Annotated in this window: 10 protein-coding genes; 8 read left to right on the top strand and 2 right to left on the bottom strand. The window is 52.0% G+C overall.

Annotated features, from left to right (window positions below; all coding sequences use genetic code 11):
- Positions 1–60: 60 nt before the first annotated feature.
- Positions 61–1,722 carry a ribonuclease J gene (locus KDC22_RS22880; protein ID WP_211720440.1) on the bottom strand — a complete coding sequence of 554 codons (1,662 nt, stop codon included), beginning with the start codon at positions 1,720–1,722 and terminating at the stop codon, positions 61–63.
- Between the two features lie 166 nt (positions 1,723–1,888).
- Between KDC22_RS22880 and KDC22_RS22875 the strand changes: the two genes are divergently transcribed.
- The 3 genes from KDC22_RS22875 to KDC22_RS22865 all read left to right on the top strand — a co-directional run bounded on the left by KDC22_RS22875 (position 1,889) and on the right by KDC22_RS22865 (position 5,901).
- Positions 1,889–3,043 carry a GntR family transcriptional regulator gene (locus KDC22_RS22875; RefSeq protein WP_246552876.1) on the top strand — a complete coding sequence of 385 codons (1,155 nt, stop codon included), beginning with the start codon at positions 1,889–1,891 and terminating at the stop codon, positions 3,041–3,043.
- A 778-nt stretch (positions 3,044–3,821) separates the two neighbouring features.
- Positions 3,822–5,114, top strand: a complete 1,293-nt coding sequence (locus KDC22_RS22870; RefSeq protein ID WP_246552874.1) for a glycoside hydrolase family 125 protein — start codon at positions 3,822–3,824, stop codon at positions 5,112–5,114.
- A gap of 130 nt (positions 5,115–5,244) precedes the next feature.
- Entirely contained in the window at positions 5,245–5,901 is a 657-nt protein-coding gene (locus KDC22_RS22865) for a class I SAM-dependent methyltransferase (protein ID WP_211720438.1), read from the top strand.
- 1 nt (position 5,902) lies between these two features.
- Here KDC22_RS22865 and KDC22_RS22860 read toward each other — a convergent pair whose 3' ends face one another.
- Positions 5,903–6,928, bottom strand: coding sequence for an alpha/beta fold hydrolase (locus KDC22_RS22860; RefSeq protein WP_211720437.1), 1,026 nt, complete (start codon positions 6,926–6,928; stop codon positions 5,903–5,905).
- Positions 6,929–7,103: 175 nt separating this feature from the next.
- Here KDC22_RS22860 and KDC22_RS22855 point away from each other — a divergent pair, with 175 nt between their 5' ends.
- The 5 genes from KDC22_RS22855 to KDC22_RS22835 all read left to right on the top strand — a co-directional run bounded on the left by KDC22_RS22855 (position 7,104) and on the right by KDC22_RS22835 (position 12,123).
- Positions 7,104–7,250, top strand: coding sequence for a lmo0937 family membrane protein (locus KDC22_RS22855; protein WP_211720436.1), 147 nt, complete (start codon positions 7,104–7,106; stop codon positions 7,248–7,250).
- Positions 7,251–7,491: 241 nt separating this feature from the next.
- A complete protein-coding gene (locus KDC22_RS22850; protein ID WP_211720435.1) occupies positions 7,492–8,049 on the top strand; it encodes a 5' nucleotidase, NT5C type in 558 nt (185 codons plus the stop codon).
- A gap of 93 nt (positions 8,050–8,142) precedes the next feature.
- Positions 8,143–9,732 (top strand): sensor domain-containing diguanylate cyclase, encoded by a 1,590-nt coding sequence (locus tag KDC22_RS22845; RefSeq protein WP_211720434.1) that lies wholly within the window; start codon positions 8,143–8,145, stop codon positions 9,730–9,732.
- Positions 9,733–9,744: 12 nt separating this feature from the next.
- Complete coding sequence (dcuS, locus tag KDC22_RS22840) at positions 9,745–11,358, top strand: DcuS/MalK family sensor histidine kinase (protein ID WP_425516964.1); 1,614 nt, start codon at positions 9,745–9,747, stop codon at positions 11,356–11,358.
- Positions 11,359–11,415: 57 nt separating this feature from the next.
- On the top strand, positions 11,416–12,123 hold the full coding sequence (locus tag KDC22_RS22835) for a response regulator (RefSeq protein ID WP_211720433.1): 708 nt from the start codon (positions 11,416–11,418) through the stop codon (positions 12,121–12,123).
- The last annotated feature ends 854 nt before the right edge of the window (positions 12,124–12,977 follow it).

The following is a 12,977-nucleotide window of genomic DNA, read 5'->3' as shown; positions in this document are numbered from 1 at the left end:
TAGAAGGTCCTCATTCATTTAGAAGGCCCGCGAATGATCGCGGGCCTTCTTGTTGCGGAATTACACTTCAATAATGATCGGAAGAATCATCGGACGGCGTTTTGTTTTGTCATACAGGAACTTGCTCAAGGAATCCTTAAGCGTCTGCTTGATAATATTCCACTGCTCCAGATCCGCTCTGCTCATCTTAAGAAGGGTGGCCTTGACGAGCTGGTTGATCTCATCCATCAGGGTGTCTGAATTGCGGACATAGACGAACCCGCGGGAGAGCGTATCCGGCTCATTCAGCAGCCGCCCGTCGGCCTGGCTAAGGGTAATCACGGTAATTAGAACCCCGTCTGCTGACAACTGGCGGCGGTCCCGCAGCACTACATTGCCGATATCGCCAATTCCCAGGCCATCCACGAAGATCTGTCCGGCTGCTACCCTTCCCGATTGCCGGACCACGCCGCCTGCCGATTCCACCAGATCCCCGTTTTTTAACAGAAAAATCTGGTCTCCCTGCACCCCGACAGCTTCCGCCAGCAAGCGGTGATGGTGCAGCATCCGGTATTCGCCGTGAATGGGGATGAAATACTCCGGTTTCATTAAGGTCAGCATCAGCTTCAATTCCTCCTGGCTGCCGTGGCCGGACACATGCAGCTCGCTGCGGGACCCGTAGATAACCTTGGCCCCGAGGATATAGAGATTGTCTACAATCCGCGAGACATTGCGTTCATTGCCTGGTATAGGATTGGCCGCAAGAAGCACGGTATCGCCGGCGTGAATCTCCATCTGCCGGTTGCTTGAATTCGCCAGGCGGGATAATGCGGCCATAGGCTCGCCCTGGCTTCCCGTGCACAGCACAGCTACTTCCTGCGGCGGCAGCTTGGCAGCCTCCGCAGGCTCGACCAGCATTCCCTCGGGGATGCTCAGATAACCCAGCTCCTTGGACACGGCTACAACATTGACCATACTCCGTCCCAGTAGGGCAAGCTTACGCCCGGTAAGTCCGGCAGCATCCACAACCTGCTGGAGCCGGTGGACATTGGAGGCGAAGGTGGATACAAAAATCCGGCGGTCAGCCTGCTTGAACGCTTCCTCCATATGCGCCCCGACGAGCTGCTCGGAAGGCGTGAAGCCGGGACGCTCCGCATTCGTGCTCTCCGAGAGCAGGAACCTGACTCCTTTTGTACCGATCTCAGCCATTCTATGGATATCCGGATACTGCTTGTTGACCGGGGTCATATCGAATTTGAAATCTCCCGTGTGGACAACCGTTCCTTCAGGGGTATCGAAGACAACACCCAGACAGTCCGGAATACTGTGATTCGTACTGAAAAAGCTGGTGGTCACCGGACCAAAGGTGAGTACGGAATCAGCGTCGATACAATGGAGCGTGGCATCCCGGAGGAGCCTGTGCTCCTTCAGCTTGATCTCAATTAATCCAAGCGTCAGACGGGAGGCGTAGAGCGGGATGTTCATCTGCTTGAGCAGATAGGGGATGCCTCCGATGTGGTCCTCATGCCCGTGGGTAACAATCAGTGCCCGTACCTTATCCTTATTGTCCTGTAAATAAGCGATATCCGGGATAATCAGGTCAATTCCAAGCAGGCTCTCGTCCGGGAATTTGGACCCGCAGTCGATGACAATAATATCGTCGCCCACTTGCAGAAAATACATATTTTTACCGATCTCATGAACTCCGCCTAAAGCGGCAATCCATAACTTGTCTTGTGGCATGGTCTCAGGGCCCTCCTTACATTAGTCTCCTTATTATGTTTGGAGAGACGGGAGGCTATCCGGTGTTCGGAAAATATCCTGGCAAACCCTTTCTTCACATTACAAATATAACATGGTATATTGGGATGTAACATTTGGAGAGAAAGTAGTAATGGAGGTGCTTGGTATGGCTAAGAATACTGGATCGAAGCCGATGTACGAGATGATTTTTCACACGCTGCGCGAACGGATTACTAAGAATGAATATAAAGCCGGAGAACGGATTCCCTCCGAGAAAGAGCTCTGCAGTGAGTTCGGCGTGAGCCGGATTACTTCCAAAAAAGCGCTGAAAATGCTGGCCGATGAGCATCTGATCATTCGCCAGCCGGGCAGGGGTTCCTTCGTTGCCGATGCGGCTTCGGCTTCGGCAGTATTGAAACCGTTTGATTTCCCGCAGGCCCCCCGGACTTCCGGTAAGAGACGGGTAATCGGACTCGTTATTACACACTTCAGTGATATGTACGGTACAGAACTGATCTACGGCATGGAAGAAGCCTCCCGGGAGAATGACGCATTCCTTATTGTCCGGCGGTCTTTCGGGATTTCCGGGCTGGAAGAGACGACGATTCAACAGCTGCTCGCGCTTGGGGTGGACGGGCTGATTATCTTTCCGGCGCAAGGCGAATATTTCAGTGCCGAGATCCTGAAGCTGGTCATACAGAAATTCCCGTTCGTCATGATTGACCGGTATTTGAAGGGGATTCCGGCATCCTCTGTAAGTACCGACCATATTCAGGCAGCCCAGGAGGCTACCCGTTATCTTTTTGAGCTGGGGCACCGGCATATCGGATTTCTGGCGCCGCCCCCGGCGAATACAACAGCTATAGAGGAAAGGATCGACGGTATTCTCGCTGCCTTTGTGGAGCATAATCTGCTGGTGAACCGTGAATTATGGATGGAGACTCTGACGTCTACCATGCCGAATGTATTTGACCCGCAGGCCCGCGTAGAGGATGTGGACAGGCTGGTGGAGCATCTCCGCAAGCATCCGCAGATCACAGCCCTGTTCGCTGCGGAATATAACATTGCATTGATGGTGGAAGAGGCGGCGGGCAAGCTCGGCCTGCGGATTCCTGAGGACCTGTCCGTCATCTGCTTCGACAATCCCGAGCCGCATGAGGGTTGCCGGATCACACATATGCGGCAGAATCAGTTCAGCATCGGCAAGCAGGCCTTCGAGAACGTGCTTGCGATGCAAGGGAACGAACCGTCTATTTCCCGTATTCTTTTACCGGCTGCCTTAATTAAGGGCAGATCCACAGCGCCGGTCCGTAAGGACTGACCCTCATAATCCGCCGAAAGTTGGCGGAGTGAGGGAATCAAAGGGATAAATCCCTCTGAATCCGCTGGAAGCTGGTGGAGAGTGGAAACCAAAGGGATAAATCCCTCTGAATCCGCCGAAGGCTGGCTAAGTGGGGAAACCAAAGGGATAAATCCCTCTGAATCCGCTGGAAGTTGGCTGAGCGAGGAAACCAAAGGGATAAATCCCTCTGAATCCGCCGAAAGTTGGCTGAGCTAGGAAACCAAAGGGATAAATCCCTCTGAATCCGCTGAAAGCTGGCTGGACGAGGGAATAAGGATCAGAAGTGCACCTCAATGGGTCGAACGTAGGCCGGACGAGGAAATAAGGAGCAGAAGTGCACCTCAATGGGTCTAACGTAGATGGAACGAGGAAATAGGGAGCAGAAGTGCACCTCAATGGGTCAAACGTAGGCGGGACGAGGGAATAGGGAGCAGAAATGCCCCTCAATTAGTCAAACGTAGGTGGGACGAGGAAATAGAGAGCAGAAGTGCACCTCATCCCACCTATGTTTGTGGGGCGAGCGTGGGGGGACGCTACCTCAAGTGTGACTGAAAAGAGGTCAATAAGTTACATAATGAGCATTACAAGAATTTCCTGCATATCAAATGTGTATAATAACATATCAATACAGCATAGTATTCATATATTTCAATCTTCGTACATACCATTTATTATATTGACATATTTATATCATTTGTTTACTATGATGAAAGCGTTTAAATTGTTTATATACTATTTGGAGGTGCAATATACAACCTTGAAGCTGAAGAATGAGATTCCGAAGTCAGTACATGCTCTAATCGCAAAGGTCAGAGGGGAACTGCCAAACTCCCCCAAACTGGCAAAAATGTTCGAGGATTGCCTCATCAATACGATTGGAACGACCATTTCGCAACAGGCGGATGGCACCACTTTTGTTATAACAGGTGATATACCAGCTATGTGGCTGCGGGACTCCGCCGCCCAGGTGCGGCCTTATCTGCTGCTTGCCGGAGAGGACCCGAACATGGCGGCGATGATTGCCGGTCTGGTCCAGCGGCAGATGAAGTATATTCTGCTTGATCCTTATGCCAATGCCTTCAATGAAGAAGCGAACGGCCAGGGTCACCAATCGGACCTTACTTCAATGAGCCCGTGGATCTGGGAACGTAAATATGAGATTGACTCGCTGGCTTATCCGATTCAGCTCAGTTATCTGCTATGGAAAAATAGCGGCTGTGTCATGCAGTTCGATGAGACTTTTCGCAAGGCTGCCCATGAGATTATGAAGTTATGGAGAGTAGAGCAACAGCATGAGACAGAGTCCGCTTATACGTTCCAGCGGCTGGATGCACCGGTTACGGACACGCTGGCAAGAGAAGGGAAAGGCAGTGAAACGGCATATACCGGAATGACCTGGTCGGGCTTCCGTCCAAGTGATGATAACTGTAAGTATGGGTATCTGATTCCATCTAATATGTTCGCCGTAGTCGTTCTGCGTTATTTGGAAGAAATCGCAAATGAGATTTATGGAGATCAGGAACTTGCGGCAGCCGCGCGGCAGCTGGGCGGTGAGATTAACCAGGGCATTCAGGAGCATGGGATGAATAATCATCCGGTATATGGAAGAATCTACGCTTATGAAACCGATGGTCTAGGCAACTATAATCTCATGGACGATGCCAATGTTCCAAGTCTGCTGTCGCTGCCGTATCTGGGCTACACGGACGGGGATGATGAGGTGTACAGTAATACCCGGCGGTTCATCCTCAGCGAAGATAATCCTTATTACTATAAAGGACAGATTGCTGAAGGGATCGGCAGTCCGCATACCCCTGAGGGTTACATCTGGCATATCGCCTTGTCCATGCAAGGTCTTACTTCGCCGGAACGCAGCGAGAAAGCACGATTACTGCAATTAATTCAGGATACGGATGCAGATACAGGCTTCACCCATGAAGGCTTCTCCGCTGATGATGCCAGCGCCTTCACCCGGCCTTGGTTCTCCTGGTCGAACATGCTGTTCTGTGAACTGATTATGGATTATTGCGGATTCCGCGTATTGAAATAGCGGAAGATAGGCGGTACAAACGTCAAGCTCATTGAAGAATGAGCATGGGTTTGTACCGCTTTTTTGCAACCAAATCCACTGGGTCCGAATATACTAACTTGTATCAAGAAGTTCATCAGGAGGTGGATACATGAACGTATGGAATAGCAGCAGACCTGTGTTCGAGACGGATGAGCGGGGGACGCATCTGAATACCGCCTGGGAAGGACATCGCAGATTCGCTTACGACCTGGTCCGTCATATGCATCCTGGGAGGATCGTAGAATTAGGGACGTATTACGGCGCTTCCCACTTCGCCTTCTGTCAGGCGGTTAAGGATCATGGACTTCCCACGGAATGTTATGCCGTCGATACGTGGCTGGGCGATAAGCATACGGGGCTATATGACGAATCCTTGTATCAGTCGGTGCAATTGTCATCGGCTACCTTTTACCCCGGAATCTCCCGTATGCTTCGCATGACCTTCGATGAGGCGCTGCATGAATTTCCGGACCATAGCATCAATCTGCTGCATATTGACGGTCTTCACACCTATGAGGCGGTCAAGCATGATTATGAGTCCTGGCTGCCCAAGCTGGCGGATCACGGCGTTATTCTGTTCCATGATATCGCGGCTATGCAAGACGACTTCGGCGTGTACCGCTTATGGGGAGATCTTCAGATGCAATACTATGCAGTACAATTCGAGCATAGCTATGGGCTTGGTGTTCTGATGCCCAAAGGCTGCTCCCCGGTAACTTCATATATGCATGCCAACTGGAATGTAATCAAGCCGATGTACCCATGAGTTACTTCCCTTCCAGTACACTCCGAATGGTCTGGACGACCAGCTCCGGCTGATCATGAATGATCATATGCCCGCTTCGTTCAGCTACTATAAGCTGACTATTGGAAGAGAGATTCAGCATGTTGCGCTGGCCCTCCTGCCAGATAGCTTCGAGCTGCCGGCCCGCTTCTTCGGAAACCCCGAAGGATGCATAATCCTGGGGCAAGCCCCGGGCGATTACTTTTACCGGGAGTGCGCCGAAGTTCTGACCACGGATAGCATCCTCGGTAGAGCCAGCCAGTACTGCTTCCTGCTCCTTGGCGGCAAAATACTCTGGCGTAGATATGACATTAATGAATGCCCCGCGGTCTTGTTCCGCAACCAGTCCCTTAAGCAGCTGGTCCTGGAACAGCCGAAGCGCACCGGAGCGTTTGAGCAGACTCAGCAGGGAAGCGCTGGGGTTGCCGGCAACCTTCTCAGCCTCCAGAATCGGCTTCGTCTCCCGGTCGTCATTCTCGGGTCTGGCATCAATCAGCACCAGCCCGGTTACTTCCTCCGGGTAAGTCTGAGTGAACAGCCGGGCGTACATGCCCCCGAGGGAGTGGCCGACCAGCAGATAAGGGCCGGGAAGGTCGGCATTCTTAAGTGCGGTATGCAGTTCGCGCACAATATGGGCTCCAGAGCGTTCAGTATCGGCCTGCTCACTCCAGGCATACCCCGCCCGGTCGTAAGTGACAACGGTAGCTGCTTCCGCTAATTGTTCGGGAATATCTCTCCAGGAGAGGCTGGTTTCACCGCTGCCTGCTTCCATAATAATGGTGGGGGCACCGGCTCCTTGCTGCCGGATGTGCAGCTTGTAGCCTCCGGCATCCACCAGCTTACCCGGTGCCGGATAGTCTTTAGCGGCTGATGTGGAGGCGATAGCTTCGTACAGGAATCCCGATCCTGCGATAAGCCCGGCCAGAGTCACAAGAACAAGCAGCAGCTTTAGCAGCCTGCTCCGCAATTTGGGGCCAGCGGATGCCCGGTTACTGGATGAGTTTTTCATGATGTTTGATGATTCTCCTTTTTTAATACAACTGTATTATTTAAAAACAGTATAACAGCTTGCCTTATCATTAAGCAATCCAGAAGTGTCTTCCATTCTGCCGGCTTCCGTTTGAACCCTCCCTCGCGCGGGTAAGATAGAGACAAATAACCCGGAAGAGAAAGGCGGTAAGCTTATGCTGTGGGGATTAATTGGACTCGTCATTGTAGTATGGCTGCTTGGCTTCATTTTTGACCTCGTGGGCAATGTGATTCATCTGCTGCTGTTTGTCGCTGCGGTATTGTTCGTAGTTAACCTGATCAAGGGGCGATCCCGCAGATAACGACGATTGAAATACACTTTGATGCAATCTGTAATTCCGTATATTAAAAGCACAAAAAGCACGCCTTTCCTTTTATAGGATGAGGTGTGCTTTTTCAAAATATAGAATATATATGTTTAAAAGGACGGCAAAGCCGTTTCCGCTTGTGTTGCAGTCAAGTCCCATATTACCCGCGAGTCTGGACACCTATTCCCCGGTTGCCTATAATGAATGAAATGAAAATGTAATTGGAGGAGAATCAATGCATAAACCGATCATCGCCGTCGATATGGACGATACCATCTGCCATCTCGTCAAACGTGCGATATACCACAACAACATTGAATTTCCTACGCATCCGCTTCGCTATGAAGATATGATGGATTGGAACACGGACCACCTGCGCCACCCGGACAGCACAATGGATCTGTTCTTCGGAAGACCGGGCTTGTACGAGGAGCTGGAGCTGTTCGATGAATATGTAGTGGAAGAGATGGAGAAGCTTCACCGCGCGTATGATGTCATTATTGTGACGGCAGCCGTACCGAAGACTGTGCTTGAGAAATGGAATTGGCTGCAAAAGCACATGCCGTACATCCCGGACGACAATTTCTTCACCTGTAAGCGGAAGCATCTGATCGGCTTCGATCTGCTGATTGATGACGGCCCGCATAACCTGCTTCCCGCTGTGCAGGCAGGGAGGAAGGTACTCTGTATTCCTCATCCCTGGAACCTGAGGGCACGGGAGGAATACGCTTTTCCCCTGATGACTTCCTGGCAGGGTGCATCAGCGCGGGTGGATGAACTTCTGCAGACCTAACCTCTTCTGCGATACATCCGGTGTCGAACATTATCGGCATTTGCGGTATGATGGGTTTACTATGGCTGTCAGGTATCAAGGAGGATTACAGTTTTGTATAGAGGGTTAAAGAGTACGTTCTGTCAAAGTAAAAAACTGAGTCTCACCACATTGCTCACGGGTCTGGTGACGCTGGTGATTCTGTTGACCTCGAGTATTCTCCTGATCGGTTCTTATAAGTCCAAGAAGCAATCCCTGATGGAGACCACACTTCATTTGAATTATATCAATGCTGACCGGATGTCGCGGACCATGGATTCCTTGTTTGTATCCATGCATAACAGCTTGAAATACAATGCGGGGAGGTTGTCGGATATTGAAGCCATGGCACCGGAGCAAGTGAATGAATCCCTGGATCAGATGCGGAGCAGCAGCAATTTTTTCAATTCCATCACCATGGTCGAAGCCAGCGGATTCATCCGCAATGTCTCCCCGGCCAGCTTGGGCACAGCAGGCAAGCACATCACCTCGAAGAATAGTCAGGTAGCTTTGGCGCTCCGTAAACCTTACATATCCTCTCCTTACCTGACTGCCAATACCAATCGGTTAATTGTGTTTTTGAGCCAGCCGGTTGTTAGTTCTGCCGGTACCTATCTCGGAATGTTAAGCGGCACCATCTATCTTCAGGAGAATAACATTCTGTCGGAGATTTTTGACAACGGTCAAGAGGATGATTCGGGCGCTTATTATTATATTGTGGATTCCGAAGGTCATCTGGTGTACCACCCGGACAAGCAGCGCATCGGCCAGGATGTCAGCAGTAATGCCGTTGTGCAGCAGCTCTTGAACAAGCAAAGCGGGGAACAACCCGTCCGCAACCTCAAAGGGATTGACCTGCTTGCAGGGTACTCCAGTGTACCGGCCAATGGATGGGGTATCGTGGTCGTCTCCCCGGTGAGTCAAATTCAGCATGAGCTGGTGGGGCATATCCGTATTCTGATCTGGTATTGTCTGGGTCCGTTCATCATTCTGCTCTTGGGTGTTATTCTCCTGGCACGCAAGTTTGCGCGCCCTTTTGTCTATCTGGCGGATGTGGTGAGCAGGATGGGCACGGAAAAGATCGAATTGCAGGAAGCGAAGCGGTATTGGAGCCGGGAGGCCTATTTGCTGACCGACGGGGTATCGCTTGCCCTGGATAACATTCAGCAGCAGACGGAGCAGTTGACCCAGGAAGCCGCGACGGATGTTCTGACCGGTCTCATGAACCGGAGATCACTGGAATATACGATCCGTCAATGGATGGCTTCGGGTGTACCTTTCTCGCTGGTTATGCTGGATGTGGACCACTTCAAGCTCGTGAACGATACCCACGGCCATCACCTGGGCGATGAAGTCCTGAAGCATGTGGTCCGGATGATCGTGACTTCGCTTCGCCCGGACGATGTCTGTTACCGCTATGGCGGGGAAGAGTTCGTCATTCTGCTGACCCGTACCCTGCCTGCCGAAGCCTTCAGCGCTGCCGAGAGAATCCGCAAGGCCGTAGAGCGGAGCAAGGCACCGATTCCTGAACAGCTTACAGTATCTCAGGGGATTGCCCATTATCCTTCACACGCCTCTGACCTGGAGGGACTGCTGGGGAGGGCGGATCAGGCTCTGTATCTGGCGAAGAGCAGGGGGCGGAACCGGACGGTAATTACAGAATAGAGCGGGAGGAGCATGATGAGAATTGGCCCCAAAAGATTACGCCTTCAGACGGCCATCACCCTGATGACCTGCGGCATCGTCGTGGTTGTGCTGCTGATTGTGTATGTCATGTTCGGCCTGAAGTTCTCCCGTGAGGCCCAGGCCTCGCTGGAGAACAAGGCGATCACGATTGCCCGCACGCTCTCGCGCACGCCGGTGGTTGTGGACGGTCTGCTGGAGCGGGCAGATTCCGGCAGTATCCAGCATTACGCAACCGAGATCAGCGAGATTAATAATGTCCAGTTTGTAGTGGTGATGGATATGGAAGGCATTCGCCGCTCCCACCCCGATCCTGCCCAGATAGGCAAGCATTTCATGGGAGGCGACGAGACGGAAGCGCTGCATGGCAAGGAGACAATATCTACGGCCCAAGGCTCACTGGGCTATTCCGTGAGAGCGTTCTCACCGATATTCGGCCCGAATCGCACACAGATCGGTGCTGTAGCTGTCGGGATTTCACTGGACAGTGTCCAGTCAGCCGTGCAGCAGAACCGGTGGATCATCTACTGGGGGATCCTGGTTGGCGGATTGATGGGGGTGTTCGGAGCCGTCATGCTGGCACGCAAAATCAAACGCATGATGTTCGGCATGGAGCCGGAGGAAATCGCCAAGTTGCTGGAAGAGCGGAGTGCGATGCTCCAATCGGCCAAGGAGGGCATCCTGGCTGTAGATAAGGAATCCCGGATTACCTTGGTGAACGCGGAGGCCCGAAGGCTGATGAGCAGCCTCGGCTTGAGCGAAGACCCGGTGGGCAGGCAGGTAGAGCAGTTCTGGCCCCTGCTGCGGATGGAGAAGGTACTGGATACCGGGGAAGCCGCGCAGGATAAAGAATTGGAGCAGAGCGGGATCACGCTACTGGTGAATGTGGTTCCGGTAAGGGTGAACGGCATGATCGAAGGGGCTATTGCCACGTTCCGCGACAAGACCGAGATCAGTATCCTAATGGAGCGGCTCTCGGGCATCTCCCTGTATGCGGAGGCGCTGCGTGCCCAGACCCATGAATTCATGAACAAGCTGCATGTCATTATGGGCCTGACTAATATGCGCAGCTACGACCGGCTGGAGGAATATCTCACGGATATGGTACAAAGCATCCAGACGGAAGCAGACTCCGTGGTCCGGCTGGTCAAAGACCCGGTGATGGTCGGTTTCCTGCTGGGCAAGCTCAGCCGGATCAGAGAGGCAGATGTGCGTCTGGTCATTCTGGAGGAGGGGGTGCTGCCTGAAGCTGCGGATCATGAGGTCTCGCGGGAGCTGGTCACGATTGCCGGCAACCTGCTGGACAATGCGTTGGAGGCTGTCCAAGGTGCGGACAACAAGCTGATCGAGCTTGGATTCCGGCATGAGCATAACCTGCTTACCCTCAAGATCAGCGACAACGGTACAGGCATATCTGCGGAGAACGGGAACCACCTGTACGAACAGGGCTATTCTACTAAAGGCAAAGACAGGGGTGTCGGGCTGTATCTGGTGCACCGGAGTGTGGCCAAGCTGGGCGGGACGATCCGCTATCTCAGCCGGGCCGGTCAAGGAACCGATTTTATTGTGCAGTTACCCTATATGGCGAAGAGTGATGAGAATCCATGAAAAGTGATGATACCTGTGAAGAGTGATGATACCTATGAAGAGTGATGATATGCCGTTATGATAAAAGTACTTATCGTTGAGGATGATCCGATGGTGTCGGAAATGAACAAATTCTACTTGGAGCAGGTTGAAGGCTTCCGCGCCCAAGGCTGGGCCAGCTCCGGGGAACAGGTGCTGGAGATGCTGGAGGAGCGGGTCTATGACCTGATTCTGCTGGACATCTATATGAAAGAGAGCAACGGCCTGGAGCTTCTGTCCGAGATCCGGCGAAGGGGCATCAAGATTGATGTCATTGTTATCTCGGCGGCAAGCGATAAGGAGAGTATCCAGGAAGCGCTGCAGAACGGAGCAGTAGATTACTTGATTAAGCCGTTCGAGTTCTCCAGACTCCGGGCTGCCCTGAAGGGGTACAGGGAGCAGAACCGGCTGTTCCGCACCCAGGAACGGCTGAACCAGTCCGAGCTGGACAGGCTGTCCAGATTCAAGCAGGAACCGGCCGCTTCACAGGAGCTGGCCAAAGGCTTCACCCGCCAGACCCTGCAGACGATCTGGAAGGCGGTGGAGGCCTGCAATTGCGATTTATTCTCGGCGGAGGATATTTCGGCGGTGTCGGGCATCTCCCGGGTCTCTGCCGGTAAGTATCTGGTCGGGCTGACGGAGATGGGCGTGCTGGAGATGGATCTGGTCTACGGAAGCATCGGCAGGCCGGTTCAGAAATACAGACTCGCCCCGAACGGTAAATCCCTGATTACCAAGTATATCTAACGGAAGCTGAAGCTCCTGCCGCCCTGCGGCGGAGCTTTTTGAGTTACGGAGGAACGGTAAGGAAAGTTCACAGCTTACGCTGTGTTTGCTTAGTGGGAGCGAATAGGACGGGAGTGGGCGGGATGAGCGAAGGAGCCAATGAGGTGTATAAATACCCTTGGATTTCTGGAAAGTGGGTGGAAGGAGCCAATGAAGAGCATAAATACCCTTGAATTACCTGAAAGTGGGCGGGATGAGTAAATGAGGTGTATAAATACCCTTGAATTTCCTGGAAGTGGGCGTAATGAGCCAATGAAGTGTATAAATACCCTTTAATTCCCTGAAATTGGGCGTAATGAGCCAATGAGGTGCATAAGTACACTTGAATTACCTGGAAGTAGGCGTAATGGGTAAATGAAGTGTATAAGTACCCCTGAATTTCTGGAAAGTGGGTGGAAGGAGCCAATGAGGTGTATAAATACCCTTGAATTTCCTGGAGTAAGTGTGACGAGCAAAATTTGTTCCACTAACGGTTCCGCCCTCCAGTCATCCCTGTGTTACTTGTCATTCCCTCACCGCCCTCAAGCCAACCTCATGTTACTCGCCATCCCCTCACCACCTTCCAGTCAACTCTGTGTCATTCTCCATCTCTTTACCACACTCTAGCAATCCTTATTATACGTCTTCTCTTCACCACCCCTTATCCCTTCCTCATCACATGCATACATCACCCCCTCGTCATCTCTACTTCACCACCGCTTCCCACCCTAGTGACAACGCTTACTTTAATAATTTACAAAACCTCTTTATTACTTACATAAAAACAAAAGCGCTTACAAAGCCGCTATGATGAATTTGTAAACGAGTTAAGGAGG

Origin of the sequence: Paenibacillus tritici, assembly GCF_018207515.1 — a bacterium.
GTDB classification, from domain to species: Bacteria; Bacillota; Bacilli; order Paenibacillales; family Paenibacillaceae; genus Paenibacillus_AQ; species Paenibacillus_AQ tritici.
The sequence above is the reverse complement of the archived record's forward strand: the minus strand, read 5'-3'. Positions and strand labels throughout refer to the sequence as shown.